This window comes from Klebsiella sp. CB_Kp196 (assembly GCF_040061575.1).
GTDB lineage: Bacteria > Pseudomonadota > Gammaproteobacteria > Enterobacterales > Enterobacteriaceae > Klebsiella > Klebsiella michiganensis.
In genome coordinates, this window is record NZ_JBEAFH010000036.1 from 106,194 (window position 1) to 132,152 (window position 25,959).

Sequence of the window (25,959 nt, forward strand, 5' to 3'; positions counted from 1 at the left end):
CCTCTCCCTACGTATTCCAGATGGTTTTGTACGGCATGCTGGAAATTTCCGCAAATTGGGAGGAGGATAGAATCCGTTGATGCGTGCTTTGCTCATCGCTTGTTGTTGTCCACCCGACATACTGAACCGGAGATTCATATGTATTACACGTTAGGAGACAAAACTCTCCACTTTTATCGTTATCAGTGCCGTTTTTATGTCGCTCATTGGGACGGAGGTCATGTGATGACGGAGAAGTTCAAACCGTTTATTGCCTCAATCACCGAGAAAACGGGCATTGAGGCAAAGAACGTTGAGGCGGCGGCGCGGGACTACTTCAATAACGTCGACTGAGATTGAACCCCGGACCATCGCTATCGGCTTATCCATAGCGATGGCAACGGCTGGCGAACGGCAGAAAGCGCAAATAATAAGCCGTGTCACGCGATCGTAAAACAAAGCCTGTAGGATAGCCCCCGGACGCCACCAGCGCTAAAACGAGGTGAAGAGATGGGAACAGTAAAAGCCAGCAATCTGGAACAGGCAAAGCAGCTTCTGCAGTCCGGCGACGCCATTAAACTCGAACTGGATTTCGAGCTCGACTCTGATGAGTTTTTTAATTTTGCTATCGAGTACTGTACAAATGGAACGAAGCTCACGCGAGCCGGCGATCGCTTCCTGATTTCACGTAAAAAAAGGTAGCCTGAGAGTCATCCCTGCCATTCACAGCATCACAGAGGCATACGTTTTTCGCATCTGTGATGCTCTCCATCATAATAAAAATATCCGCAGAAATTAACCTCAAATATTGATACATCGCGCATTTTCGTGAGTAAAGGAGGAATAGTGTAGCTTCGCTATCTCACCGAGGGTTAAATCGTGAAAAAACTATTAATATGCTGTCTGTTTGGCGAAACGGCAGGGATTATTGCCCGCAAAATGCAAAAAATTGCTGACGATCGGCAATTAGATTTATTAATCAGCGCCGTTGGGGTTGAAAATTTCTTTAGCGTCGCGCCTGCCTATGATGGCGTACTGGTTGCGCCGCATATCCAGTATAAGGTTGAACAATTTATTAGCGCACTGCATTTACCACAAGAAATTGCCGTGATTGAAAGCTTGCCCTATGCCTCATTTGATGGCGAGAAGATCCTCAACTTCGCGCTGAATACAATGCCTTCATCTCTGTCCTGATCTCTACGTCCCGCCCCACACAACCCGCGAGATCGCGGGCTCTGTGGGGATTAATTATCTGAACGGCGCGTCAAGAGGCACTTCAGCGTCCGGTTCGTGGGTGATGCGGTTGCGAAGATCGCGACGAATCATCTCAATGGCCCAGAACCAAAAAATATGCCCCACCAGTTCCGAAATATATTCATCGGCAGGAATATTCAATAAAGAGGGGGTCAGGCCCAGTAACGGAAAGGAAATCCAGTGTACGGCGATGGTTGCGACAATCCCGGCCCATACCCCCTGCCATAATTTAACTTTCGGAAAGACCTCCGCGACGACACAATAGCCAACGGCAAATACCAATGAGAATATAATATGCGTAACCATCACCGGATTGATGATGTGTTCGGAAAAAGTATAAACCGTATGCGTCGGGTCAATGCCCAGATAGTCGCGTAAGAAAAGATAAGGTGGGTTAAATTCATCTCTGCCACCGGAGAAAGTACGCGGCGGTAAAGGAACTTCAGCGCCCCATTTAACAAATGCCGACATAATCCCTGCCACTACCCCGACAAATAATGCTACGCCATAACGACGGCGTCCAGGTGTGGTCTGTTTAAAAAAATCCTTAATTGCCATAAAATCACCATTAATATATTACATTTATTTTCCCTGTATCATATTTAAAGGCATTGGCGATTATCAATGTTGATCACGATCACACTTTATCGGGTCCTGTGGCTACCAGTTCTATACTGTAATTATGACCATAGGTATACCATTAGCAGATAAAGAGCCCCTTTTATTCAAAGGAGACTCTTCCCGTACGATGCGTTTATTGCCCAAAGCGGTAGCTAATGCCGGCCATCACGGAGCTCACATCGCTGCTCACGCCAATTTGGTTTTCGTTACCCACATTGTTGACCCACTGGTACTCCAGGCGCCCCGACCATCTGTCATTAAAGGCATATTCGGTACCGAAAGCCAGCACCGGACGCACGCCCGTATCAAATCGATTTTTTCCATTCACATCGGATTCCGCACGGTAGCCCATCAGGCCGGCCCGGCCGTACAGATCCCAGTCGCTGGTCAGGCTGTAGCTGGCCTTCAACGAAAGCTGTAGCCCCTGACTTTTCATTTGCGAACCGGCTGCGCCATGGCGACCATTGATGCCCATATTCCCTAAATAGTCATATCCACCTTCAATCGCCAGCCAGGGGTTAATCTGATAGCCGGTAAACACACCGCCGCCGACGTTATCACGGTCAACATCGACTTGCCGATCGGTGCTGGAGTCGCCGTAGTGCGACCAGCCAAATTTAGACCCCGCGTACCAGGTTCCAGTCTCCGCAGCAGCAAAAGCGGCAGTCGCCGTAAAAGTATGAGCAATAATTAACGTAATAAGCGTCTTCTTCATAATCATCCCATTGTCGACCCGTTGTCGAATAAATGTCATCGTCAAAAGTTAAGTGGGCCTACAATAGAATATTAGCATCGCGCTGATAATCGTTTTATTATTTAATTTTGGACAAACTGCCAGCGCTAAAAACGCTCGGGTAATTTATTCACCCCCGTCAAATACCCTCCCCGTTTAAAAGCAATATAATTACCACTTTTTAACGCCGACAACACGTTTAATACACTGCTGCGTGATAAGTGCGTACGTTCCTGGATATAATCCAGGATAGAGACCCGCATCCGGGTCTCTTCGGGTAGCTGGCCCATTTCCTGCAAATGATTGCGGATAACGGCGTAGGTTCGCTGCTGTACGACGAGCGCGTCGCGATAAAAAAGATAAGCCGTGTGGTACGACAACAGTGAGGCGACGTCTTCCCAAACGCCGTGCTGGCGAAAGGCTTCCATCGCTTTTTGCGCATCAACGCGCAGTATTGTCGATTCGGTTTCCGCACGCAGCTGATGGCCGCGTACCGGCTGGATCATCTCGGCAATACCAAACAGGTGTGGGTGGTAAACCGTGACAATCAACAGACCGTCCGAGGCCCGGAGTATGGAGAGCTCGCCGTCAAGGAAAAGGAACAACTGCGGTTGATTTTTATGCGTCCAGGTCATGCGTTTCCGCGGCACAACGACCATTTTTTCAGCAATTGGCGTCAGGAGCGCCGTTAAGCGCTGGATACTCTCTTCCGGGCGGACGGGCGGTAGGATATGCATAGAAATACCTGATTAGTTCTGGTTTAAGAATTATAGAACGCAACAAGATTTCCGTAAGAATTGCGTAGCTGCGCATTGACGCACATCGGCAAAGAGAAGAAAAGTACGGCGTGATTTAAATTTAAACAAACTAAAAAGCTGCCCGCAGGCAGCCCGATCAAAATGGTAATAATGCTTACTATACCCGTCATACTTCAAGCGGCTTATGTGTTTACTCGGTTCATCCATGAGCCTCGCCCTTACGGGCCGCCGGGATAAGGCGTTATCTATGCTTCTTGAAGCTCACGCCCTGGCCGCCTTTAAGCAACTCGAATTATTTAGGGTATTTGCAGATATCAAAGGCCCTTTTCGGGGCCTTTTCTTACTTCCGTAACGCCAGCGATGCCGAGTTTCTGGAAATATGCGGTGCGATGTTATCAAATGTAATCATTGCGGATTTACAAAAAATGCATTTCGCGCCAAACGGATTTTTTTCAGAAACATCGTAGGTGGATGTTCTGTACTGTGACCCATGACAGCATGGGCATCTGAAATGAATGTGGTCAATCATGATGTTAGCCTCTTTTTGCTACAACATTCTCTACCGCAGGGACATTTAGCCATATTTCACAGAAAACGCCTTCCCGGCTTTTCTGTCACAGCGTAAAAACGCTGCTCTGAATGGTTGAGAATAACAATGACATCATTGTCATTACTTCTTATAGAAACATCTGAAGCGCACTTCAGACTGAACTCTATTACTGCACCAGCGATTTTTTAATGTTGTTAATTTCTTAGTTTGCCCGAGGGCACGTAATGTTCGGTAGATTTCAATAAAATAATCGTGTGCTTTGGGATAACGCTATCTCTTATGCACTTTTCACGCTAAACGGGAGATACAAGGACTTTCCTTCACTATCACCGTTTGCGCCAGCTTCTGAGCCTGTCTACTCGGGTTTAGACCGTCATCGTTGTCGCAGGTTCAAAAAACTTTAACATTATTCGCGTCACAGAGCTTAATTAATCACGATAAGGAGAGTCTAAAGAAGGATTATCTATGGATAACGCTTGAGATGAGAACTGCTTCGCTAAACCGTTTATTACCGCATCTGTGTAGTAAATCAACTTGCTATTGATCACACAGATGGCGATTGATAGCAAGCTTTATTTTCACGCCACGATGTTCGCCAGCTAGCGAGCTGGTAACGCGAATGAATCCAGGGCCCAGGCTGGAGAGGCCGCCCAGGGATGACCCGATGACCCCGGGAAGGTGTACAGCCGCCTCTCATTTGGCGTGATTTGCCACAATTGTGGCGCTTTATGAATGTTACCGCCAGGATTGAAACGTTATGCTCTTCTCCGGGAAAAGATTCGCTCCCTGACAACACTCATCCTGCGGAAACCTGACAATGGCACATAACCGTACTTTCTCTCTCAATATCGGCTGGAAAGCGCTGCTAAAAGATGCGGGTTTAGAGCCTCAACATCTACTACGCAAAGCAGGATTGCCCGACGACACGTTTTCGAGGACAGAGCGCGGCCTTAATATCGAGGAGTATATTCGTTTCTGGCGCGCCCTTGAGGTAGAAACAAACGATCCTGCTTTTCCCTTACCACTGGTAGAAAGAGTCTCTGCTGAAATCTTTGATCCCCCGCTTTTCGCCGCACTATGCAGCACCAACATGATGCAGGCAGTTCAGCGACTGGCCAGATATAAGCAACTCATTGCCCCAATGGTTCTGGAAATAGTTGTAGAACACAGCGGCATCCTTACCGTTTCACCGCGCTGGCTGTCAGCGACAAACATTCCTCCGTCCCTGCAGATAGCAGAACTTGCTTTCTTACTGCGGCTGCTAAAACTTGCCACTCGCGAACCGGTCACAGCAGTGAAAGTCACGCTCCCTCAGCTTCCCGCCAGAATACAGGACGGCCACCTTACCCGCTTTTTCGGTACCGCCGTAGCGTATGGAGCAAAACCGGCCATCAGCTTTTCCGCCGCTGATGCCCTCCGCCCGTTTTTAACGGTGAACGAAGGAATGTGGCAAATATTTGAACCAGAGCTGCGCCGCCGTCTCAGCACGTTAGATGAAACGGCCTCAACAACTGAACGCGTACAGGCGGTACTTCTTGAGCTTCTTCCCGGTAACGAAGCCACTATTGAGAAAACGGCGGAGCGTCTCGGTATGAGCAAACGTACGCTTCAGCGCAGACTTGAAAGTGAGGGAGGAAATTTTCGTACATTGGTCAATATTTGCCGGGAGAACCTGGCGCGGCACTATCTGAGTCATACCCATCTCTCCGGCTATGAGATTGCATTCCTGCTTGGCTTTGAAGATCCAAACTCCTTCTATCGCGCATTTATGGCCTGGACCGGACAGACGCCGGAAACCGTCAGAGGGAGCATGCGTCTTAATGGAAAGAACTCCTCAGGTTAAACAAACGAGATGACGCGGTTGTTAAGCACCGACTTGCCATAAGAATCGCGTTACCTCCTGTCGTTTCCACAGAAGGCGGCTTCCTTTCTGATCTGAAGCGAATGGCGCCGTTAGCAAGCGTACTGGCGCATAAGGCCAGATGAAAAGAGCCTGTCTGCAGGCAAACTGTAGCCAGTCCATGAAACGAGGTCCTTATGTTCGCTCCGGAAAAGAAAACCGCGCTGGTCACCGGCGCATCGTCAGGGATGGGCAAAGCTATTGCCCGTCGCCTGATTCAGGATGGTTACCAGGTATATGTTGCCGCCCGTAGCATCGATAAAATGGCCGATCTGGCCGAACTTGGCGCACAGCCGTTACGGATGGATATAGCCAGGGATGAGGAGATTGTCTCCTGTGTAAACGCCATTCTGTCGCAAACCGGGGGAGTGGATGTCCTGATCAATAATGCAGGCTTTGGCCTGTATGGACCCGTAGAAGAGATCGGTATTGATGAAGCACGCTATCAATTTGAGGTTAACCTCTTTGGTGCCGCACGGCTGACGCAGCTACTGCTCCCTGCAATGCGGGCCAGACGTAGCGGGCATATTGTCAACATCTCCTCGATGGGAGGGAAGATGTACAGCATCCTTGGTGCCTGGTACCACGCCACAAAACACGCGCTCGAAGGATGGTCAGACTGCCTGCGCCTGGAGGTCGCCGGATTTGGGATTAAGGTCACGATCGTCGAGCCGGGGGTGATAGAGACAGGCTTCGGTGATGCTGCCAGCGAAAGCATCGTCAAACGTTCACACAGTGGCCCCTATGGCCAACTGGTGAAAATGGTGGCCGCGTCGATCAAAAAAACTTACGGGCACGGGACAGGCAGCGATCCGAAGGTTATCGCGGATGTCGTTTCAAGCGCCATTAACAGTAAGAACCCACGTACGCGCTATGCCGCGGGTAGGTTTGCAAAAATGCTTATCTGTCTGCGCGTCTGGCTGGGCGACCGTATATTCGACCGTATTATTCTCAGTCAGACACGCTAACAAGCGGATGATTTAGCTGAACGGCCTGCGTCTCTTGGGGAGCACTAACTCACGGTTAACGCGTCGACCACTTCCGCTACGCTTTTGACGCTGCGGATGCTGCCGATACCCGTGCCGAGCGCGATATAGCCCTCATCGGCATTGCCTTCCAGCATGCCGACGCGCAGGCCGCGTAACCCCCCCATTGCTTCACCGAGCGCCTCGTTGCTGGCGCCGGCTTTATCCATCGCCACCAGTTTTTCGGCCAGTCTGCCCGGCAGAGAGCGATAGTAATGGGGCAGCGTGCGGAAAAGCAGCAAATCCAGGCCACTGGCGGCAATAATTTTATTTTTGACCGACCGCGGCACTCTGCTTTCTTCCGTCGCGATAAAAACCGAACCGGCAAATATCCCTTCAGCGCCGAGCGCGTGCGCCGCTCTGGCGGTGCGCTTGTCGGTAATACCGCCCGCGGCCATCACCGGAACACGCTTCACCGCATCGGCGATCAGCGGCACGATAGAAAAGGTTCCCAGCGCGGTCCCCGGCAATGTTCCTCCCTCATCAAAGCCGGTCGCGACGATGATATCGGCGCCCGCTTCTTCAGCAAGGCGGGTATTTTCAGGCGTCGGGTTAATATCGCGATAGATGATAGCAATGCCCGCCTCTTTTAATTCGTTGAACAGCGCCGGTATGAGCGCTCCTTCACCGTAGCCGGTATACACCACGGCCCTGACACCCTCTTCTTTTATCACCTGCAAAATAGGCGGGGTCCAGATATCGTTTTCAGCCGCGGGGATCAGGTTCACGCCGAAAGGTTTTTCGGTCAGCCGTTTGGTTTTGCGGATCTCTTCACGCATTTTTTCGGCGGTTTCTTCCGGCGTGGACACCGCGGTCTCAGCGGTTAAACCGGCATTCGGCCCCAGCACACCAAGCCCGCCGGCATTGCTGACAGCGGCGACTAAACGGGCATCGGTCAACCACGATAACGGCCCCTGAATAACAGGTTTTTCTATATTCAGGATCTGGCAGATTCGGTTATTTTTCATGGAGTAATATCCTTCACAATAGCGCTATGGAGCGGTTCAGTTTCATGATGGAAGGAGTGTAGGACGTTATATTATTTAGAAAAATAGCCAAAAAAGTGCATCACTATTATAAAATCAGTAACAATGTGATATCCCGATCCCGGCAAAAGAAGCCCGCTATGCAAATAAACCTCTTTGAATCGATTCGCATTTTTATTGAAATTGTCGAGTCCGGTAGCTTTACTCAGGCAGCGGAGAACCTGCAGATTCATCGTCCTGCCGTCACTAAGGCATTGCAGCTGCTTGAGCAGCACTGCGGCACGCGTTTGATGCAGCGAACAACGCGGCGCATCAACCTGACGCCTGACGGCGAAGCGTTTTATCGGCAGAGTAAACCTTTACTGGCCCAGGCAGATGCGCTGCTGGAGTCGTTTGGGAGCGATAGCATATTACACGGCCAGCTTCACGTGGATATGCCCGTCGCTTTTGCGACGTTATTGGTCGTCCCCCATCTGCCTGATTTTTATCGCCAGCACCCTGGCGTCGAAATCATCCTCAGTAGCTCAGACCTCCGCCGGGATATGCTGCGCGATGGTCTTGATTGCTTACTGCGGGTGGGGGAACTGGACGACGGGGACTATATCGCCCGTAAGTTAGGCAATATTAAAATGACGACCTGCGCCAGCCCGTCCTATATTGCCAGCCACGGTGTGCCGCAAACGCTGGAGGATCTACAGCAGCATCAGGCCATCAACTGGATTAACAGCAGCAGCCGACAAATTATGCCGTGGACGTTTTCTACGCCAGAAGGAACTGTTGAAATGACGCTTCCCGGCAAGCTGGTCATCGATAACTCTGAAACCTATTTATCGGCAGGCCTGGCAGGGCTGGGATTAGTCCAGGGAATGAACGTTTTTTTACAGCCTTATCTCGATCGCGGCCTGTTAGTGGAAGTCTTACCTGACAACCCTACCCCCGATCGCAAATTGTCACTTCTGTATCCGCACCGCCATCTCTCACGCAAAGTGCGGGTGTTTACCGAGTGGTTAGAAAGCTTATTGGAAAAACGGGATTAAGGCACTCATCCCCGTGAAAAACCACAATGATTGATAAATGCTTGCGGTTACTGCCTTAAACCCAGTCAACGATCCGCGCCCCACTCTGGGTCCTGCTTGCTCAGATTCTGAGCGTGTCTATCACCGCCCGCAGCGCGGGCGACACATTACGATGGGGATAATAGAGAAAAGAGCCTTCCAGCCGCTGGCTGTAACGCTGCAGGACTCTGATAAGCGCGCCTCGCTCTAAGTCATCGGCAACCAGTTCCTGCGGGACATAGGCCAGCCCCAACCCCAGCCGGGCGGCCTTCGCTTCCATGTAGCTGTCGGCAAAGGCCCACTGTCCCTGCGGCCGGTGGGTGATTTTTTTACCGTCCTGATTGAGTTCCCAGGCATAAATAGTCCCGTCGCCAAACTGATACGCGATACAGGGATGAACCACCAGGTCCGCCGGCGTTTGCGGAAAACCGTAGCGGCGAAAATGCTCGGGCGTGCCAACAACGACCATCTCCATATCGGGTGAAATGCGCACCGCGACCATACCGCCGCCGACTTCCGGCCCCAGGCGCACCCCGGCATCAAATCGCTCCGCGATAATATCGACAAACCGGCTTTCACTGATGAGTTCCAGCCGGATATCGGGATAGCGTTGTTTGAACACCGAAAGCTTTGGCAGAAGCACTTTATCAATGGCGTGCTGGCTGGCATTGATGCGGACGGTACCGGTGGGGGTGTTGCGATAATACGCCAGAGTGGAAAGCCCCGAATCTAACGCATCAAAGCCGGATTCAACGGTTCGATAGAGCTGCTCGCCGGCCTGGGTGAGCGAGAGTTTACGGGTGGTACGCACCAGAAGCTGTACCCCCAGCCTTTCTTCAAGTTCACGTACCGCACGGCTGACGCCGGATTGCGCCAACCCAAGCCGCTGCGCCGCGGCGGTAAAACTGCCCTCCCGCACCACCAGCATAAACAGGTACAGATCGTTATAGTTTTCCCGTTTTGCCATGATTCCTCCCGCGCCTGCGCCGTAATTTATAACAATATGATATGAATCTTAGCACTTTTCACCCGCTAATCAGCACTCTGACTGCTAACTATAATCAGCGCATTGCAACAAAGCACAACAGCGTTGTCCGTATGAAACCTGTATCTGGAACCTGTTTTAGGGGAATGATTAATGAAAGCGTTTACCAGAAAATTGACGGCCGCCATGCCTGCCATGCTGCTATGCGCGTCACTAAGTGGAGTCACCACCATGAGCTATGCCGGGACAACCAATCCAAACGCGCCCGTTTCACTGGTCGAAAAATGGGACAAAACCTTCGCAGAAAGCGCGAAAGTCACTCACCGTAAGGTGACCTTCCAGAACCGCTATGGGATCACCCTGGTCGGCGATCTCTACATTCCGAAAGATCGCGGCGAGCGCAAGCTGGCGGCGATTGCAGTCAGCGGCCCCTTCGGCGCGGTGAAAGAGCAGTCCAGCGGTCTGTATGCGCAGACCCTGGCGGAACAGGGTTTTGTCACCCTCGCCTTCGATCCTTCTTATACGGGGGAAAGCGGCGGCCATCCGCGTAACGTCGCCTCTCCGGATATCAACACCGAGGATTTCAGCGCGGCGGTGGATTTCTTAGGATTGCAAAACGAGGTGGACCGTAACCGAATTGGCCTGCTCGGCATCTGCGGCTGGGGCGGCATGGCGCTGAACGACGCCGCGATGGATACCCGGGTGAAAGCGGTGGCCACCAGCGTCATGTACGACATGAGCCGCGCGATGGGCCACGGCGTTGGCGACGGTAAAGACCGCTATACCACCGCCGATCGCCGCGCCGTCTTGCAGTATCTGAACGCGCAGCGCTGGAAGGATGCGGAAAGCGGCACCTTCGCGCCGGGCGGGCATGATATTTATGTCGATCAGAAAGGTCACGTCAGCGCAGGCGATCGTATTCTGCCGGAAACCTTGCCGGCCAACCCGAACCCGGTTTTGAAAGAGTTTTTTGACTATTACCGGATGCCGCGCGGTTTCCACGCCCGCTCCGTGAACTCAACCGGCGCGTGGAATGCAACCATGCCGCTGTCGTTTATGAATATGCCGCTGCTGAGCTATGCCAGTGAAGTCACTATCCCGACGCTGATCGTGACCGGAGAAAAAGCCCACTCACGCTATTTTGCCGAAGACGCCTTTAAGGCCATCGGCAGCAAAGAGAAAGAGCTGGTGATCGTCCCCGGCGCGAACCATGTCGATCTCTATGACAATGCGGCCGGTAAAATCCCGTTTGCCAGATTTGAACAGTTTTTCAAAACCAACCTGAGATAACGGCCGGAAGCCGCCCGATCGTCGCGGGCGGCTTGCCCTCGCCCGCGCATGACGTTTACCCACGCTTTAGTCGTTATTCAATGAATAGCGTCCGCTCCAGCCGCACCCGAATCTGGCTGGAAAAATAAAGAGATACCCCTATCATGTCCACACTGAGTCGTCGTACACCACACCCTCAACCGCACGCCCATTGGGGCGGCGTCTTTGCCATGACGCTGTGCGTTTTTGTCCTCATCGCTTCCGAATTTCTGCCGGTCAGCCTGCTGACGCCGATCGCCGGAGAGCTAAACATCACCGAGGGGCTGGCAGGCCAGGGCATTGCGATTTCCGGCGCCCTGGCGGTGCTGACCAGCCTGACTATCTCTAACCTTGCCGGAAGTCTGAATCGTAAACACCTTCTGCTGGGGCTGACGGTTCTGATGGCGGTCTCGGGAATGATTGTCGCGCTGGCCCACAGCTATGCGATCTATATGGCGGGAAGAGCCCTGATTGGCATCGTTATCGGGGGATTCTGGTCGATGTCGGCGGCCACCGCCATCAGGCTGGTCCCCGCGCACCAGGTTCCCCGCGCGCTGGCGATTTTCAACGGCGGCAACGCGCTGGCGACCGTCGTGGCCGCGCCGCTTGGCAGCTATCTGGGGGCCACCGTCGGCTGGCGCGGCGCCTTTTTCTGCCTCGTGCCGCTGGCGATAGTCGCGTTCATCTGGCAATGCTTCAGCCTGCCTGCGATGGAAAGCGATAAAGCGAGCCGGCCGCGCGGCTCCGTGCTTCGCCTGCTCAGACATTCCATCGTCGCGATCGGTCTGCTGGCCTGCGGACTCTTCTTTATGGGGCAGTTTGCCTTATTTACCTACGTGCGGCCGTTTCTGGAAGCGGTGACCGGCGTCAGCGCCTCTGGCCTGTCCCTGATTTTGCTCGCTATCGGCGTCGCGGGTTTTATCGGCACCCTGGGCGTTTCAACACTCCTCAACGCCCGGTTTTATCAGACCTTAATGACCATCCCTTTATTGATGGCCCTCATCGCCGGCACGTTGCTTCTGGTAGGACACCACGCCTGGACCGTTGCCGTGCTGTTAAGCCTGTGGGGGATGCTGGCGACCGCGGCGCCAACCGGCTGGTGGACATGGATCGCGCGGACGCTGCCCGACGACGCCGAAGCGGGAGGCGGTCTGATGGTTGCCGTTATTCAGCTGTCGATCGCGCTGGGTTCGACGACGGGCGGTTTGGTATTTGACCGCCTGGGGTGGCAAAGCGCGTTTGGCTTAAGCGGCATACTGCTTCTTGCCGCGGTCGGGATGACGTTGTACACCAGCCGGCAAATGACGCAATAAGCTCACGCCATCCGAAGCGGGCAGCGGATTTTTCTCGCCGCGGGTAATGCGTATAATGCGGCTTCGATACACGCTAAAAATAACCGCGGCTCATATGATAAATCTCAATCGATGTTGTTATTTGCTCCTGATTTTCGCAGCGGTCGGCAGCATTTTTACCGCCTGGCCCTTTGCTACCTGGCTCCTGCTGGTCAACGCGCTGACCCTGGCGATCTACGGCGTGGATAAAATGGCGGCGCGCAGGGCCTGGCGCAGAGTACCGGAAGCCACATTGCTGGCGTTCGGGGTGCTGGGCGGCTGGGCTGGCGCGATAGCCGGCCAACAGCTGTTCCGCCACAAAACGCAAAAGCAGCCGTTCAGAACCCGATTCATCATCAGCACGATCGTCAGCCTCTCAGGGATGGTGGCGATTTATTTGTTCTCTCCTTTTTCTTTTCACTAAGTTCCGGCGAGGCTAACGGTTTGCAAACGCGTGGAATGCACTCAACCCGCAGCTATTCGTAGTATATTATTGAGAGTATTGTTGATTATCAGGTGTACCTTATGACCTACTCCATCGGAGAATTTGCGCAGCTTTGCGGCATAAACGCGACGACGCTCCGCGCCTGGCAGCGTCGCTACGGCCTGCTTAAACCACAGCGTACCGATGGCGGCCATCGCCTGTATAACGATGACGATATCCAGCAGGCGCTTAAAATCCTCGACTGGGTAAAAAAAGGGGTACCTGTCAGCCAGGTAAAGCCCCTGCTGGCGCGCCCTGGCGCACGGCGGACGAATAACTGGATCACCTTGCAGGAGAACATGCTCCAGCGGCTTAAAGAGGGGAAAATCGAATCCCTGCGCCAGCTGATTTACGACGCCGGTCGTGAATCCCCCCGCCCCGAGCTGGTCACCGAAGTGCTGCGCCCGCTGCGTAGCCAGGTTTCCGCCAACGTACCGGCCATCATGACGCTGCGCGAAATCCTCGACGGCATCATTATCGCCTACACCTCTTTTTGCCTCGAAGGGGACAAAAAGGCGCCCGGCGATAACTATCTGATCACCGGCTGGCACCTGACGGACGCCTGCGAAATCTGGCTCGAAGCGCTCAAACGCACCGGTCAGGGCCACCGCATCGACATCCTTCCCTCGCCCCCCGCGACCCTGGCGCCGGAGATCCTGCCGGATCGCAAATGGCTGCTGGTGACGACCGGTAAACTCTCTGCAGCCCGGCAGAAACAGGTTGAACGCTGGCAGCAACAGGTTGTCTCTCTGGAGATTGTTGCGCTCTAACTGCGTGCGCCACCGCTCCGTGGCGCAACGAGCAGGTCCCTCAGAATTGCCCCTCTTCTTTTTTCGCACAAGCCCGCAGACTCTTCTTTTCTCTCCAACACCCACAAAATCATGCTTCAAAGACATGTTATTAACCAACTGATAATCAATGAAAATAAAAAATATTTTAGTCAAAACTTGGACAAATAATATTAATTGTGTAAGTTTTAACTATGCCATATTGTTTACTCAGGAAGTGACCTATGAGTCCCTCGCCATCCGTCATTAGCCGTTTTAGTACGTACTACGCCACGCTGGATACCCAGCCGCCTTCGGCGCTGGCCGCGCTGTACCACACGAATGCGCTGCTGATCGATCCTTTTGGCCAACACCGGGGGCTGTCCGCGATCCAGAGTTATCTTTCGCACCTGCTGGCCAACGTCGATCATTGCCGTTTCACCCTCGATGCCCCGCTCTGCGAAGGTCAACGTTTTGCCGTTGCCTGGACCATGCACTGGTCGCATCCGAGACTTGCCGGGGGAAAGGTGCTACAGCTTGCGGGCTGCTCGGTGGTCACCGTTGAAGACGAACGAATTATTCACCAGCGTGACTACTACGACGCCGGGGAGATGCTGTACGAACACCTTCCCCTGATGGGCTGGGCGGTGCGCGGCGCTAAACGGAGGGTGCGGTCATGATGACGGTGCTCATCACCGGCGCCAGCTCCGGCATTGGCGCCGGGCTCGCCAGGTCCTTCGCTGCGGACGGCCACCGGGTTATCGCCTGCGGCCGCGATCCGTCGCGTCTGTCGGCGCTACAGCAGCACAGTCCCCACATCAGCGTCCGCTCTTTCGATATGACGGACAGGGATGCCTGTCGCCAGACGCTCGCTGACTGCCGCGCCGATCTGATCATTCTCTGCGCCGGGACCTGCGAATATCTCGAACACGGAACGGTGGATGCCGGGCTGGTTGAAAGGGTCATCACCACTAATTTTCTCGGGCCGGTGAACTGCCTGGCGGCGCTTCAGTCGCAGCTGTCAGCCGGGAATCGCGTGGTGCTGGTGAGCTCAATGGCGCACTGGCTACCCTTTCCTCGGGCCGAAGCCTATGGCGCCTCGAAAGCGGCGCTGACCTGGTTTGCCAACAGTCTGCGCCTGGACTGGGAGCCAAGAGGGATCGCCGTCACGGTCGTTTCGCCGGGGTTTGTTGACACTCCGCTGACGCGTAAAAACGATTTTTCTATGCCCGGCCAGGTGAGCGTGGAGCAGGCGGTTAAAGCGATTCGCCGCGGTCTGGCGAAAGGGCACGATCGTATCGCCTTCCCGACGGGCTTTTGCCTGCTTCTGCGTCTGCTGGCCGGGCTTCCTGAAGGACTTCAGCGCAGGCTATTGCGCAGGATGGTGCGCCCATGAAAATCGCGATTATTGGCAGCGGCATTGCCGGGCTGACCTGTGCCTGGCGCCTTGCCGGGCGACACGAAGTGACCCTGTTCGAAGCGGCGTCCACGCCGGGGGGGCATACCGCCACGGTGGATATCGCCACGCCGCAGGGTACCTGGGCCATCGATACCGGATTCATCGTGTATAACGATCGCACCTATCCGCGCTTTATGGGCCTGCTTAACGAGCTGGGGCTGAGCGGTCAAAAAACGCAGATGAGCTTTTCGGTCCACAATCCGCAAAGCGGGCTGGAGTATAACGGCCACAGCCTGAGCTCGCTTTTCGCCCAGCGGCGCAATCTGCTAAAGCCGGCCTTCTGGGGGTTGCTGACGGAGATCGTCCGCTTTAATCGCCTGGCGAAGCAGGCGCTGGCGGGGGCGTTCGACCCGGGCGCCACGCTGCAGACCTTCCTTGAGCGGCACCGTTTTAGCCCCTTTTTCGCACGCCACTATATCCTGCCGATGGGGGCCGCTATCTGGTCTTCGTCGCTGCAGGAGATGCGCCGCTTCCCGCTGGCGCTGTTCTTGCGCTTCTTTGATAATCACGGCCTGCTGGATATCCGCCAGCGCCCGCAGTGGTACGTGGTGCCCGGCGGCTCGCGCGAATACGTGCGCGCCCTGCTTGCCCGGTCCGGCGATCGCCTGCGCCTGCGCCTCAATGCGCCGGTGCAGAACGTGATCCGTCATCAGGATGGCGTCACGCTCCAGCTGGCATCGGGGGAGCAGCACTTCGATCAGGCGATCTTCGCCTGCCACTCTGCCGAAGCGCTGGCCATGCTGGCGGACCCGACGCTCGCCGAACGCGAAATACTGGGGGATATCGGCTGGCAGCGAAACGAGGTGGTCCTGCACAGCGATCCCCGCTGGCTGCCGGTGCGCAAGCGCGCCTGGGCCAGCTGGAACTATCGCCTGAGCGAACAGGATCAGGCCAGCACCTGCGTCACCTATAACATGAATATTCTCCAGGGCCTGCCTGCCGACGCCCCGCTGTTCTGCGTCACCCTCAATCCGCCAACGCCGGTGGACCCGCGCTTCGTCTGGAAGCGTATGGTCTATGAACACCCGCTATTTAATCCCCAAAGCTGGTCCGCCCAGATGCGGCGCGAGGAGATTAACGGCCGCCAGCGAAGCTGGTTCTGCGGCGCGTACTGGTACAACGGTTTTCATGAAGATGGCGTGCGCAGCGCCCTCGATGTGGTCAACGGCATCATCGCGGCGGAGAACCTCTGACATGAACAGCTGCCTCTATCAGGGCGTATTACGCCACCGCCGTCTTCAGCCGAAAGCGCACCACTTTCGCTATCGCATCTTTATGGCCTGGCTCGATCTGGATGAGCTGGATCGGCTCGGCGAAGCGGGTATCCGCCGCAATCGCTTTGCTGCCGCCTCTTTTTACGATGCGGATTATCCGCTGGGCACGCCGCTGAAAGCGCAGGTTCTGAACCGGCTGGAAAACCTGACCGGCGCGCGCCCGGATGGCCGCGTCATGCTGCTGACCCAACTGCGCTACCTGGGCTTTCATTTTAACCCGGTCAACTTTTACTACTGCTACGACGGCGCCGGTACCCTGCGCTGGGTGCTGGCCGAAGTGCGCAACACGCCGTGGAATGAGCGCCATTACTACGCGGTAGACGGTCAACGGGCGCGCCCGCTGGCGAAAGCCTTTCACGTCTCGCCGTTTAACCCGATGGATATGGTCTACCTCTGGCGCTTTAACAGTCCCGGTAAAACGCTGCACATGCATATCGAGAACCATCAGGCCGCGAAAGTCTTCGACGCCACGCTGGCCCTGAGCCGCGCGCCTTTAACGCGGGCCAGCCTGCGCGGGCTGCTGCTGCGCATTCCGCTGATGACGCTGAAAACCGTCCTCGCGATCTACTGGCAGGCGCTGCGGCTATGGCTCAAGCGCGTGCCGCTGTACAACCATCCTGTCAGCAGGAGTGAACGCTCATGACCGATCCTGTCTTTGCGCTTGAACCCGATATCCCGCGCAACGTGCGTATCGCGCGCTGGTTGCTCTTTCGTCTGTTGAGCGGCATTCGCGAAGGGGCGCTCACCGTACGCGAAGGGGCGCAGACCTTTCATTTTGGCGACCCCGCCGCCGCGCTGCGCGCCGAGGTGCACGTGCTCTCCTCGGGCGTCTACCGGCGTTTACTGACCGGCGGCAGCCTCGCCGCCGCGGAGGCCTGGATGGACGGCGAATGGGAGAGCCAGCAGTTGACGCCGCTGCTGCAGATCCTGGCGCGTAACGGCCAGGTACTGGGGCGGCTGGAGCGCGGCTTCCGGCTGCTGGGCAAGCCCGTAGAGCGGCTGCGCCACTGGACGCGCCGCAACTCGCGCGCGCAGGCGAAGGCGAATATCGCCGCCCATTACGATCTGGGCAACGACTTTTACGCCCACTTCCTTGACGACGAGCTGCTTTACTCCAGCGCGCTGTTTACCGACGACGGCCAGGATCTCACCCAGGCCCAGCGGGCCAAAATGGCGCGCCTTTGCGAGCGTCTGGCGCTTACGCCCGGCGATCATCTCCTGGAGATTGGCACCGGCTGGGGGGCGATGGCCGAATACGCCGCCCGCCACTACGGCTGCCGGGTCACCACCACCACCCTGTCGCAGGAACAGTTCCAGTGGGCCAACGCGCGAATTGCCCGCGCCGGGCTGCAGGATCGCGTCGAGGTACTGCTCTGCGATTACCGCGATCTGACCGGCCAGTACGACAAGCTGCTGTCGGTGGAGATGATTGAAGCCGTGGGGCAACGCTATCTGCCGGCTTTCTTTCGCACCTGCCAGGCGCGACTGCGCCCGGGCGGCAGAATGGCGATCCAGGCAATTACCATCCAGGATCAGCGCTATCGCGGCTACAGCAAAAACGTGGATTTTATTCAGCGCTACATCTTCCCCGGCGGATTTTTGCCCAGCATCACGGCGATGAACGAGCTGATGACGCGGCACACCGATTTTGTGGTGCGCGATCTGTTCGATATGGGGCCGGACTACGCCCGCACCCTGGCCCACTGGCGGCAGCGATTTATCCACGCCTGGCAGGATATTGAGAAACTCGGCTTTGACGATCGCTTCCGCCGCATGTGGCTCTACTACTTCGGTTACTGCGAAGCCGGGTTTAACGCCCGCACCATCAGCGTTGTGCAGCTTACCGCGGAGCGAACATCATGAAACGCATTCTGACCCTTGGCCTCGCGCTGCTGATGCTGGCGCTGGCGGGCTGCAGCGCCGAAGTGGCCGACTACCGGCAGCAGCAGCCGGCGCTGGACATTTTCCACTACTTTCAGGGCAAAACGGAAGCCTGGGGGATGGTTCAGGATCGCAACGGCAAACAGCTGCGCCGCTTCCATGTCGCCATTGACGGCGACGTTGTTGGCGACACGCTGACGCTCCACGAACGCTTTATCTACGATGATGGCGAAAAGCAGCAGCGGGTATGGCGCATTCGCCGCACCGGCGACCACCGTTATGAAGGCACCGCGGGCGACATTGCCGGCGTGGCGACCGGCCAGGCGGCGGGCAACGCTTTTCACTGGCGCTACAGCATGAACGTGACGGCCAGCGGTAGCACCTGGCTACTGCACTTCGACGACTGGATGTTCCTGCAGGACGACGCGCACCTGTTCAACAAAACCGAGATGAAGAAATTCGGCATTACCGTCGCCACCGTGACCCTTTTCTTCACCCGAACCGCACAATAAAAGAGGACTACGCCATGAACACACAACCTGTCATTGGGATCAGCGGATGTTTGACCGGTTCTGCCGTACGATTCGACGGCGGGCATAAGCGCATGGGCTTTGTGATGGACGAGCTGGCGCAGTGGGTGGCGTTTAAACCCGTCTGCCCGGAGATGGCTATCGGCCTCCCCGTCCCGCGCCCGGCGCTGCGGCTGGTGCAAACGACCGAAGGGGAAATCCGCATGCGCTTCACGCATGCACCGCACGACGACGTGACGGAGAAGATGGCCGATTTCGCCAGCGCCCACCTCTCGACCCTGGGCGAACTATCGGGATTTATCGTCTGCGCCAAATCGCCCAGCTGCGGCATGGAGCGCGTGCGGCTGTACGATGAAAAGGGCAATCGCGGGCGAAAAGAAGGCACAGGGTTGTTTACCGCCGCGCTGATGGAGAAATATCCGTGGCTGCCGGTGGAAGAAGATGGCCGCCTGCACGATCCGGTGCTGCGTGAGAATTTTGTCGAACGGGTCTTCGCCCTGCACGAGCTTAACTGTCTGCACAAAAATGGCCTGACGCGCCGCGCGCTGCTGGATTTCCATAGCCGCTATAAACTGCAGCTGCTGGCCCACCATCAGGCGGGATACCGCGAGATTGGCCCGTTCGTTGCCTCGCTCCACGAATGGCAGGATCTGGAGGCTTTCTTTGCGATCTACCGCGAAAAACTGATGACGATCCTGAAACAGCCCGCCTCGCGTAAAAACCACACCAACGTGCTGATGCATATTCAGGGCTACTTTCGTAACCAGCTAAACAGCCGCCAGCGCGGCGAGCTGCGGGAGGTGATCCTTAACTATCGCTCCGGGCTGCTGCCTATCCTTGCGCCGTTAACGCTGCTTAAGCACTATCTGGCCGAATACCCGGATCGCTATCTGCAGGCGCAGAACTACTTTGATCCCTACCCGCAGGACCTGGCCCTGCGCCTGACGGTGCATTGAGATAGCTGAACGCGCGAAGAGGCTGGCGCACGCCAGCCTCTTCGTTGTTGAGTCCGTCGGCTTCTGGAACCATGCCTCACCCCATCCGGAAGTCGTTGTTGATCCCCTGTTGCGGACGCTGATGGAAGTCACGGCCGGCTCCGATTTGGCGTTGGGGTTAGACTCCAGCACGTTGGTGACGCCGACGTAGGCTTTATTCAGGTTAACTTCATCGCTCCGGTGGGCAAACATGACGTTGATATCCCAGATAGCCCCTTTACAGCTGTTGAAGGCTTTGGTTACCTGGAATTCGCCGCCGTTGCCTTCGTTGCCTAAACGGCCGATCGCCGGTCTGGAACTGCGCGCCGTAGCGGGCCTTCAGACCGAAGGGGATCGCCATATCCGGCGTGGCCGCGGTGGTCTGCGGGTTGGTAATAACATCCACTTTTTTATCAGCACGGCGTCGATCTGTTCTTGAGTAAATTCTCGCGCGAATACGAAAATTGGGCACAGCGTGGCCACGACCGCCATCGGTAATGGAAGTTTTTTATCATTGTCATAATTATCTCAATATAGGTTAGCTTTATTCGGATAATAACAATCCCATTCTGGGCAATCAGAATATATTACGTTATTTCGCTTCGCTATTAAGAAAACACCCAAACGTGAGCCCACCCGCAGATATTATCGCCATTTACTCAGCGCGCGGATAACCCTGTAGAGTACATTTCCTGGAGTGGCCAGAGTAAAAAAAACAATAAAACAAAATGCCGGTTTTGCGGCGTTTTAAATCTACCGGGGTATAGCTTGTAAAGCGTTAATCAACAAGTGAAATGGAGGGTCTGGAAGAGGCTTTGCTTCGATGATCACAGAAGTAAAAAAACATAATAAATTAATTTAAAAACGTAATAGATTCTTCGAGATCATTTATGTCAGAAATTGTTACACATCCACACAACACACCGGAGTCTGCTCAGAATGAGTAAAAACATAATGCAAAGCCGCCATGATGAATATCATAAATTAACGCGTGGAGAACGTATTGGTTATGGTATGGGCGACTTCGCTCAAAACCTTGTTTTTGGCACAATAGGCGGCTTTCTGGCTCTTCACATGCTGACGGTTAATACCATCAGCACGGCAACGGCAGGGTTTATATTTCTTTTTGTCCGAATCATCAATGTCTTTTGGGATCCGATGGTCGGCACGTATGTTGACAAAAGAACGTCAAAAGCAGGTAAATACCGCCCCTGGCTGTTAAGAGCCGGCGTACCGCTGGTGATCCTTTCCGCTTTACTTTTTGCTCCCATTCCTGGGGTCAGAGGTTCGGTACCTTTTGCCTTCATCGTTTATTTGGCTCTGGATTTAGTTTATTCCGTAGTGAATATTCCTTACGGTTCGCTTAATGCGTCCCTGACCCGGGATCCGGAATCAATTGATAAACTCACCAGTACCCGAATGATGCTGGCCAATAGCGCCAATCTTCTTGTTTATACCCTGTTCCCGATGTTTGTACAGATGGCTTCACCAAAAGATCGCAGCCTTAAGGACACCGGTTTTTTCGGCATTGAGCTCAATCTGGGAAATTATACCGATCCATCAGCCAACTACGCCTGGTTCGGGGTCTACTCCGTGTATATGCTCATCGGCGCGGTGGCGCTTTTCATCTGCTATAAATTTACGAAAGAACGCGTTGTCGCGACGGCAGAACAGACCGCCAACGTCAAAACGACCGATCTGTTCCTTGAACTCAAACATAACCGTCCGCTGGTTATTCTCGGGCTGTTTTTCATGCTGGCCTTCACGTTCATGTTTTTCATGAACACGGTTAACGGCTTTTTCAATCAGTACGTTGTCGGTCATTCAGAATGGATGGGCGCCGTAGGCCTTGTCGCCTCCATACCGGGCATCGCATTCCCTATTTTTTGGCCCAAACTCAAGAAAATTTTTGGTAAAAAAGGCTTCTTCCATATTTTTCTGGCCATGTTTATTGTCGGCGAGCTACTGACTTACGTCTGGTCACGCGAGGGCATGCACGATGCGCTTTGGCTTGCTTACATCGCCACCTTCATTAAACAATGGGGCTTAACGTCCGCGACCGGCTTTATGTGGGCGCTGGTTCCTGAAGTGATTGCGTATGGCGAATTAAAATCCGGCAAGCGAAATGCGGCGATTATTAATGCGATTATGGGCCTCTTTTTCAAAATCGGCTTTACCATCGGCGGCGCGATTCCCCTGTGGTTACTGGCCGTTTATGGCTTTAATGAAACCGGCGCCCAGCAAAGCGCCAGCGCTATCGACGGGATCATTATGACCGCGGTGTGGATCCCTATCGCGTTAGCCATCGTATCGATGATCATCATGCAGGTTTATCCCATCTCTGACAAAAACGTGACCGATATCAACCGTCAGCTTGATGAAGTCCGCGTGTAGTTAAAAATATAAATTAAATGCATTTGGAACATTTAAATAAAAAGGTGTAATGATATGTCACTTATTCAAAACCCTATTTTACGTGGGTTTAATGCCGACCCCAGTATTATCCGTGTCGAGGACACCTACTATATCGCCAACTCTACGTTTGAGTGGTTCCCTGGCGTTCGTTTACATGAGTCAAAAGACCTGGAGCACTGGAATCTTCTCCCTTCGCCCCTGTCAACCACCACCCTGCTGGATATGAAAGGCAATCCTTCATCAGGCGGCATTTGGGCGCCGGCGCTCTCTTATGCCGACGGTCAATTCTGGCTAGTGTATACCGACGTCAAAGTCACCGAAGGCGCCTTTAAAGACATGACAAACTATCTGACCACCGCAGCCGATATCCGCGGCCCGTGGTCAGATCCCATTAAGCTTAACGGCGTAGGTTTTGATGCTTCTCTCTTCCACGACGATGATGGCCGGAAATATATCGTGCAGCAAACCTGGGACCATCGCGAATATCACCATCCTTTTGACGGCATCACGTTAACTGAACTGGATACAAAAACCCTGAAATTAATGCCAGAGACCGCGCGTACCCTTTATCGGGGGACCGCCGTTGGGCTCGTTGAAGGGCCGCATCTCTATAAACTGAACGGATATTATTATCTTTTTGCCGCCCAGGGGGGCACCGTATTTACGCACCAGGAAGTGGTTGCGCGTTCTAAAACCTTAGACGCCAACAGCTTTGAAACGGAGCCAGGTGAGGTCTTCTTAACCAACGTCGATACGCCAGACAGCTACATCCAAAAGCAAGGGCACGGCGCGTTGGTTTCCACCCCCGGCGGCGAATGGTACTACGCCTCACTCTGCGCGCGTCCGTGGAATCGCCCGGGTGAGTCAGTCTACGATCCTCGCGGCTGGTCAACGCTGGGCAGAGAAACGGCTATCCAGAAGGTGTACTGGGATGAAGGCGGCTGGCCGCGTATTGAAGGCGGTCACGGCGGAAAGACGTTTGTCGAAGGCCCGAAAGATGCCATTGATACCGAAAGTCCGGCAGATCGTAGCCAGCATGATGAATTTACAACGGCGACACTCGATGGTAACTGGAACACCCTGCGGGTGCCGTTTACAGAAAAAATGGGTACCACCGGCGATGGCAAGTTAACGTTAATTGGCCAGGGATCTTTAGCGAATACCCATGACCTGTCGCTGATTGCCCGACGCTGGCAAGCCTTTTATTTTGATGCGAAAGTTAAAGTTAAATTTAATCCATTTAACTACCAGCAAATGGCCGGATTAACGAATTACTATAACGATCGTCACTGGAGTTTTGTGTTCATTACCTGGAATGAAATTAACGGTAAGGTCATTGAAATAGGTGAGAATAATCGAGGACGGTATACATCATATTTAAAAGATGAAGCCATCAAGGTCCCGGAGCACGTTGAATATGTCTGGTTCCGGACGAAAGTCAGGAAGGAAACGTATAGCTATGAATATAGCTTTGATGGGGTTGAGTACACTGAAATCCCTGTGAAGCTAGATGCTGCGATCCTTTCGGATGATTATGTCCTGCAAAGCTATGGCGGATTCTTTACCGGAGCGTTTGTTGGCCTTGCGGCAGTCGACTACTCCGGTTATGGCGCCCGCGCTGAGTTTTATCATTTCGATTATCAGGAGCTTGGCGACACGTTAATCGCCAGGGACGCGTATAGCTGGGAAGCCAGTGAAATACGACGTTATTAGATAGCCCTGTCTGGGGAGATTAAACGCTGAAAGGAGGCACCGGCGCGACAGGCGCGCCGGTGCCGGGTGTGGCAGGGTTGTCGCATCAGGCCAGCGACCGGCCGTTCCGATAGCGAAAGTCATGCGTCAAGCTGATAACCCGTGCGGGTGGCTATTGCAGGGTTATTCCGCCGTTTTTTGTTTCAGCGCAGCATAGCGGGCAATCAGTTGTTGCAGATGCTGCTCCGTCTGGTTCTGCTGCGCCGCAGACCCTGGCTGATTGCGCGGCTGTGCGGAGAGTTGCCGCAGCTGCTCTTCCGCCGGAACGGTACGGCTGAACGACTGCGTTATGGCAAACACCGCTGACTTCAGCTCACTCACCGTGATATACCGCCCCTTCTGTTCATCCAGCGCGTTAAGCCGGTTCGTCAACTGCTGTAGCTGCGTCATTCCCTGGTGCCAGCCGCTGAGATTCTCCACGGGAAGCGCGGCGGCGCTGACCTGCTGTTGCCATTGTTGCGCCAGCGGTTTCGCCTGTTCTGGCCATAGCGTCAGCGCCTGCTGCGCCAGATGAGTACCATAACTCAAAGCCCAGTCCGGTTTTAGCTGTAAAAGCTGCGCCAGCTGCTGCTGAGTCTGTTTTATCCCCGGCTCCGCCGAGGGGGATTGTTGTCGAAGCGTCTGTAACTGCTCTGCGGAAAGCACCGTGGGTAATGGAGAGAACCGGGCGGGAAACCGCATCTGCCCCGAATCGGACGGGTGCGTTGCCCGCCATCCTCCCGCCGCGGCCCCGGCCAGCGCCAGCATAGTCAGCATCCCGGCGACAAACGGCTTCCAGGGCATCGCGGGCGCCGGGAATGCCGTCACAACGTCAGCATTCGGCCGCGATGCCGGTTCGGCGACATAGACCCATTTCACCTGCGCGGTCGGTTCAGGGAGGCTGGAAGGGGCAGGATCAGGCGCGGCCGCTTGCGGCGCGGTCTCCTCTTTATTTTCGCTGCTCTCCAGCCGCACCGCCGCGTTGTGCAGCAGGATAGACAGGGCATCAAGCTGGCCGGCATGTTTGAGTTCCAGACGCTGCAGTACGTCATCCAGCGCCGTCAGATGCGCTTCTGCCTGGTAAAGCTGGCTCAGGTCGATATAGGTCAGCGACAGCGTGCGCATCGCCTGCTGCAGCCGTTGACTGAGCGAACTGAGTATTTTGATTCGCGCAGTCGTCGGCTGCGGCCACATATTGCCCCACTGCCGGGAGACCAGCGCGACCAGTATCGCCAGCCCTTCATTCATGCCGTATAGCCCCGCCAGATGCATGCGGACAAGCGTATACCAGGCGGCAATCTGTAGCTCCACGCCGTTGTGCTCAAACAGCGACAGGCAGAGTTTTTCCGCGAGCCGCCAGTTGACATCCGGGCGCGCCGGATGGGTCAGTTTGTTCATTTCATCGCGAAGGCGCGCGTAATCCGCAAGCGTACGCGGGTCGCCGCCGGTTTTCAGGCAACATTCAGAAGGGGTCGTCATGATGGTTTCAGCCAGAATAAAAACTAGATAGAGGAGCGGACTTCCAGGTACTGCTGCTGTTTGAGGTGGCGGATAAGCACCCTGCCCTCGGGCATAAATTCGGTGCCGTAGCGCACCAGGCCTACGCCTTTCAGCTCCGCGTCAATGGCGTAACGCAGCTCGCCGGGAATAGCCTGCTCGAGCAGAACCACGTCAATTTTCTTCAGCCGCGGTTCATATTTAAGCAATACGGCCGACAGGATGCCCATCAGCTCATGAGCCGTACCCGGCATCCCCTGGAGGATTTTAGTCATATCCGGCAGGCCGTAATCGGGCAGGTGCGCCAGCGTCCCGGCGCGACAGTTGAGGACGCGCTGCATATTATCCAGCACCGACAGAATAACCTGGTTTTCCTCACTGACCTGATGCAGGTCGAGTCCGCCGGTAAAGTTGCCGTACAGCATTTCATACAGCGAGGGGGCATTATGGCGTGTGGGCATC

General features: G+C 54.8%; 27 protein-coding genes and 1 pseudogene. 19 read left to right on the forward strand and 9 right to left on the reverse strand.

Features of this window, described 5'->3' with window-relative positions:
* The first annotated feature begins 138 nt into the window (after positions 1–138).
* From ABLU87_RS10255 to ABLU87_RS10265, 3 genes are all read left to right on the forward strand, one after another.
* Positions 139–333: a hypothetical protein gene (locus ABLU87_RS10255; protein ID WP_014229113.1), complete on the forward strand. Its 195-nt coding sequence runs from the start codon at positions 139–141 to the stop codon at positions 331–333.
* Between the two features lie 156 nt (positions 334–489).
* Positions 490–681, forward strand: a complete 192-nt coding sequence (locus ABLU87_RS10260) for a hypothetical protein (protein ID WP_004850297.1) — start codon at positions 490–492, stop codon at positions 679–681.
* Between the two features lie 177 nt (positions 682–858).
* Positions 859–1,173 (forward strand): PTS cellobiose transporter subunit IIB, encoded by a 315-nt coding sequence (locus ABLU87_RS10265; protein WP_004850294.1) that lies wholly within the window; start codon positions 859–861, stop codon positions 1,171–1,173.
* A 54-nt stretch (positions 1,174–1,227) separates the two neighbouring features.
* Here ABLU87_RS10265 and ABLU87_RS10270 read toward each other — a convergent pair whose 3' ends face one another.
* The 4 genes from ABLU87_RS10270 to ABLU87_RS10285 all read right to left on the reverse strand — a co-directional run bounded on the left by ABLU87_RS10270 (position 1,228) and on the right by ABLU87_RS10285 (position 3,874).
* A complete protein-coding gene (locus ABLU87_RS10270) occupies positions 1,228–1,791 on the reverse strand; it encodes a DUF1440 domain-containing protein (RefSeq protein WP_014229112.1) in 564 nt (187 codons plus the stop codon).
* Positions 1,792–1,987: 196 nt separating this feature from the next.
* Positions 1,988–2,569, reverse strand: a complete 582-nt coding sequence (locus ABLU87_RS10275) for an outer membrane beta-barrel protein (RefSeq protein WP_025107984.1) — start codon at positions 2,567–2,569, stop codon at positions 1,988–1,990.
* A gap of 125 nt (positions 2,570–2,694) precedes the next feature.
* A complete protein-coding gene (locus tag ABLU87_RS10280; protein WP_014838304.1) occupies positions 2,695–3,324 on the reverse strand; it encodes a winged helix-turn-helix transcriptional regulator in 630 nt (209 codons plus the stop codon).
* A gap of 361 nt (positions 3,325–3,685) precedes the next feature.
* Positions 3,686–3,874, reverse strand: coding sequence for a cold-shock protein (locus tag ABLU87_RS10285; RefSeq protein WP_071532263.1), 189 nt, complete (start codon positions 3,872–3,874; stop codon positions 3,686–3,688).
* A gap of 838 nt (positions 3,875–4,712) precedes the next feature.
* On the opposite strand from ABLU87_RS10285, the gene ABLU87_RS10290 reads away from it, so the two are divergent.
* Both ABLU87_RS10290 and ABLU87_RS10295 read left to right on the forward strand, forming a co-directional pair.
* Positions 4,713–5,738, forward strand: a complete 1,026-nt coding sequence (locus ABLU87_RS10290; protein ID WP_109241345.1) for an AraC family transcriptional regulator — start codon at positions 4,713–4,715, stop codon at positions 5,736–5,738.
* A gap of 194 nt (positions 5,739–5,932) precedes the next feature.
* On the forward strand, positions 5,933–6,763 hold the full coding sequence (locus ABLU87_RS10295; RefSeq protein WP_025107987.1) for an oxidoreductase: 831 nt from the start codon (positions 5,933–5,935) through the stop codon (positions 6,761–6,763).
* Between the two features lie 44 nt (positions 6,764–6,807).
* On the opposite strand, the gene ABLU87_RS10300 is transcribed toward ABLU87_RS10295, so the two are convergent.
* Complete coding sequence (locus ABLU87_RS10300) at positions 6,808–7,788, reverse strand: nitronate monooxygenase (protein WP_014229106.1); 981 nt, start codon at positions 7,786–7,788, stop codon at positions 6,808–6,810.
* 158 nt (positions 7,789–7,946) lie between these two features.
* Here ABLU87_RS10300 and ABLU87_RS10305 point away from each other — a divergent pair, with 158 nt between their 5' ends.
* A complete protein-coding gene (locus tag ABLU87_RS10305; protein ID WP_109241334.1) occupies positions 7,947–8,843 on the forward strand; it encodes a LysR family transcriptional regulator in 897 nt (298 codons plus the stop codon).
* Between the two features lie 100 nt (positions 8,844–8,943).
* Here ABLU87_RS10305 and ABLU87_RS10310 read toward each other — a convergent pair whose 3' ends face one another.
* Positions 8,944–9,828, reverse strand: a complete 885-nt coding sequence (locus ABLU87_RS10310; protein WP_014838299.1) for a LysR family transcriptional regulator — start codon at positions 9,826–9,828, stop codon at positions 8,944–8,946.
* A gap of 171 nt (positions 9,829–9,999) precedes the next feature.
* Between ABLU87_RS10310 and ABLU87_RS10315 the strand changes: the two genes are divergently transcribed.
* The 11 genes from ABLU87_RS10315 to ABLU87_RS10365 all read left to right on the forward strand — a co-directional run bounded on the left by ABLU87_RS10315 (position 10,000) and on the right by ABLU87_RS10365 (position 19,836).
* Positions 10,000–11,136, forward strand: coding sequence for an alpha/beta hydrolase (locus tag ABLU87_RS10315; RefSeq protein WP_014229103.1), 1,137 nt, complete (start codon positions 10,000–10,002; stop codon positions 11,134–11,136).
* Positions 11,137–11,279: 143 nt separating this feature from the next.
* A complete protein-coding gene (locus ABLU87_RS10320) occupies positions 11,280–12,467 on the forward strand; it encodes an MFS transporter (protein WP_162557675.1) in 1,188 nt (395 codons plus the stop codon).
* 97 nt (positions 12,468–12,564) lie between these two features.
* Complete coding sequence (locus ABLU87_RS10325; protein WP_025107991.1) at positions 12,565–12,909, forward strand: DUF1294 domain-containing protein; 345 nt, start codon at positions 12,565–12,567, stop codon at positions 12,907–12,909.
* Positions 12,910–13,010: 101 nt separating this feature from the next.
* Positions 13,011–13,739 (forward strand): MerR family transcriptional regulator, encoded by a 729-nt coding sequence (locus tag ABLU87_RS10330; protein WP_014229100.1) that lies wholly within the window; start codon positions 13,011–13,013, stop codon positions 13,737–13,739.
* 242 nt (positions 13,740–13,981) lie between these two features.
* On the forward strand, positions 13,982–14,416 hold the full coding sequence (locus ABLU87_RS10335) for a nuclear transport factor 2 family protein (protein WP_122117083.1): 435 nt from the start codon (positions 13,982–13,984) through the stop codon (positions 14,414–14,416).
* Complete coding sequence (locus ABLU87_RS10340; RefSeq protein WP_038424404.1) at positions 14,413–15,132, forward strand: SDR family NAD(P)-dependent oxidoreductase; 720 nt, start codon at positions 14,413–14,415, stop codon at positions 15,130–15,132. The genes ABLU87_RS10335 and ABLU87_RS10340 overlap by 4 nt, the downstream gene beginning before the upstream one ends.
* The gene (locus ABLU87_RS10345) at positions 15,129–16,388 is read left to right on the forward strand and encodes an FAD-dependent oxidoreductase (protein ID WP_064358494.1); all 1,260 of its coding nucleotides are present in this window, start codon (positions 15,129–15,131) and stop codon (positions 16,386–16,388) included. Before ABLU87_RS10340 ends, ABLU87_RS10345 begins: the two co-directional genes overlap by 4 nt.
* Before the next feature lies 1 nt (position 16,389).
* A complete protein-coding gene (locus ABLU87_RS10350; protein WP_047723943.1) occupies positions 16,390–17,112 on the forward strand; it encodes a DUF1365 domain-containing protein in 723 nt (240 codons plus the stop codon).
* Entirely contained in the window at positions 17,109–18,332 is a 1,224-nt protein-coding gene (locus ABLU87_RS10355; RefSeq protein WP_014838292.1) for a cyclopropane-fatty-acyl-phospholipid synthase family protein, read from the forward strand. Before ABLU87_RS10350 ends, ABLU87_RS10355 begins: the two co-directional genes overlap by 4 nt.
* A complete protein-coding gene (locus ABLU87_RS10360) occupies positions 18,329–18,862 on the forward strand; it encodes a DUF3833 domain-containing protein (RefSeq protein ID WP_025107997.1) in 534 nt (177 codons plus the stop codon). Before ABLU87_RS10355 ends, ABLU87_RS10360 begins: the two co-directional genes overlap by 4 nt.
* 14 nt (positions 18,863–18,876) lie before the next feature.
* Complete coding sequence (locus tag ABLU87_RS10365; protein WP_014229093.1) at positions 18,877–19,836, forward strand: DUF523 and DUF1722 domain-containing protein; 960 nt, start codon at positions 18,877–18,879, stop codon at positions 19,834–19,836.
* A 94-nt stretch (positions 19,837–19,930) separates the two neighbouring features.
* Here ABLU87_RS10365 and ABLU87_RS10370 read toward each other — a convergent pair.
* A pseudogene (locus tag ABLU87_RS10370) lies at positions 19,931–20,346 on the reverse strand (carbohydrate porin); the annotation flags it as partial.
* A gap of 462 nt (positions 20,347–20,808) precedes the next feature.
* Between ABLU87_RS10370 and ABLU87_RS10375 the strand changes: the two are divergent.
* Complete coding sequence (locus ABLU87_RS10375) at positions 20,809–22,248, forward strand: MFS transporter (protein ID WP_162557807.1); 1,440 nt, start codon at positions 20,809–20,811, stop codon at positions 22,246–22,248.
* 54 nt (positions 22,249–22,302) lie between these two features.
* Positions 22,303–23,982 (forward strand): glycoside hydrolase family 43 protein, encoded by a 1,680-nt coding sequence (locus ABLU87_RS10380; RefSeq protein WP_122117081.1) that lies wholly within the window; start codon positions 22,303–22,305, stop codon positions 23,980–23,982.
* A gap of 162 nt (positions 23,983–24,144) precedes the next feature.
* On the opposite strand, the gene ABLU87_RS10385 is transcribed toward ABLU87_RS10380, so the two are convergent.
* Complete coding sequence (locus tag ABLU87_RS10385; protein WP_348865960.1) at positions 24,145–25,479, reverse strand: VasL domain-containing protein; 1,335 nt, start codon at positions 25,477–25,479, stop codon at positions 24,145–24,147.
* A 23-nt stretch (positions 25,480–25,502) separates the two neighbouring features.
* A complete protein-coding gene (gene tssE / locus ABLU87_RS10390; RefSeq protein ID WP_014838282.1) occupies positions 25,503–25,958 on the reverse strand; it encodes a type VI secretion system baseplate subunit TssE in 456 nt (151 codons plus the stop codon).
* Between the last annotated feature and the right edge of the window lies 1 nt (position 25,959).

Coding starts and splice junctions, on each gene's coding strand:
- ABLU87_RS10385 (WP_348865960.1), bottom strand. CDS start 25,479: ATGACGACCCCTTCTGAATGTTGCCTGAAAACCGGCGGCGACCCGCGT.
- ABLU87_RS10345 (WP_064358494.1), top strand. CDS start 15,129: ATGAAAATCGCGATTATTGGCAGCGGCATTGCCGGGCTGACCTGTGCC.
- ABLU87_RS10270 (WP_014229112.1), bottom strand. CDS start 1,791: ATGGCAATTAAGGATTTTTTTAAACAGACCACACCTGGACGCCGTCGT.
- ABLU87_RS10365 (WP_014229093.1), top strand. CDS start 18,877: ATGAACACACAACCTGTCATTGGGATCAGCGGATGTTTGACCGGTTCT.
- ABLU87_RS10285 (WP_071532263.1), bottom strand. CDS start 3,874: ATGATTGACCACATTCATTTCAGATGCCCATGCTGTCATGGGTCACAG.
- ABLU87_RS10340 (WP_038424404.1), top strand. CDS start 14,413: ATGATGACGGTGCTCATCACCGGCGCCAGCTCCGGCATTGGCGCCGGG.
- ABLU87_RS10305 (WP_109241334.1), top strand. CDS start 7,947: ATGCAAATAAACCTCTTTGAATCGATTCGCATTTTTATTGAAATTGTC.
- ABLU87_RS10330 (WP_014229100.1), top strand. CDS start 13,011: ATGACCTACTCCATCGGAGAATTTGCGCAGCTTTGCGGCATAAACGCG.
- ABLU87_RS10295 (WP_025107987.1), top strand. CDS start 5,933: ATGTTCGCTCCGGAAAAGAAAACCGCGCTGGTCACCGGCGCATCGTCA.
- ABLU87_RS10300 (WP_014229106.1), bottom strand. CDS start 7,788: ATGAAAAATAACCGAATCTGCCAGATCCTGAATATAGAAAAACCTGTT.
- ABLU87_RS10355 (WP_014838292.1), top strand. CDS start 17,109: ATGACCGATCCTGTCTTTGCGCTTGAACCCGATATCCCGCGCAACGTG.
- ABLU87_RS10260 (WP_004850297.1), top strand. CDS start 490: ATGGGAACAGTAAAAGCCAGCAATCTGGAACAGGCAAAGCAGCTTCTG.
- ABLU87_RS10255 (WP_014229113.1), top strand. CDS start 139: ATGTATTACACGTTAGGAGACAAAACTCTCCACTTTTATCGTTATCAG.
- ABLU87_RS10310 (WP_014838299.1), bottom strand. CDS start 9,828: ATGGCAAAACGGGAAAACTATAACGATCTGTACCTGTTTATGCTGGTG.
- ABLU87_RS10315 (WP_014229103.1), top strand. CDS start 10,000: ATGAAAGCGTTTACCAGAAAATTGACGGCCGCCATGCCTGCCATGCTG.
- tssE (WP_014838282.1), bottom strand. CDS start 25,958: ATGCCCACACGCCATAATGCCCCCTCGCTGTATGAAATGCTGTACGGC.
- ABLU87_RS10280 (WP_014838304.1), bottom strand. CDS start 3,324: ATGCATATCCTACCGCCCGTCCGCCCGGAAGAGAGTATCCAGCGCTTA.
- ABLU87_RS10320 (WP_162557675.1), top strand. CDS start 11,280: ATGTCCACACTGAGTCGTCGTACACCACACCCTCAACCGCACGCCCAT.
- ABLU87_RS10335 (WP_122117083.1), top strand. CDS start 13,982: ATGAGTCCCTCGCCATCCGTCATTAGCCGTTTTAGTACGTACTACGCC.
- ABLU87_RS10275 (WP_025107984.1), bottom strand. CDS start 2,569: ATGAAGAAGACGCTTATTACGTTAATTATTGCTCATACTTTTACGGCG.
- ABLU87_RS10290 (WP_109241345.1), top strand. CDS start 4,713: ATGGCACATAACCGTACTTTCTCTCTCAATATCGGCTGGAAAGCGCTG.
- ABLU87_RS10375 (WP_162557807.1), top strand. CDS start 20,809: ATGCAAAGCCGCCATGATGAATATCATAAATTAACGCGTGGAGAACGT.
- ABLU87_RS10360 (WP_025107997.1), top strand. CDS start 18,329: ATGAAACGCATTCTGACCCTTGGCCTCGCGCTGCTGATGCTGGCGCTG.
- ABLU87_RS10380 (WP_122117081.1), top strand. CDS start 22,303: ATGTCACTTATTCAAAACCCTATTTTACGTGGGTTTAATGCCGACCCC.
- ABLU87_RS10350 (WP_047723943.1), top strand. CDS start 16,390: ATGAACAGCTGCCTCTATCAGGGCGTATTACGCCACCGCCGTCTTCAG.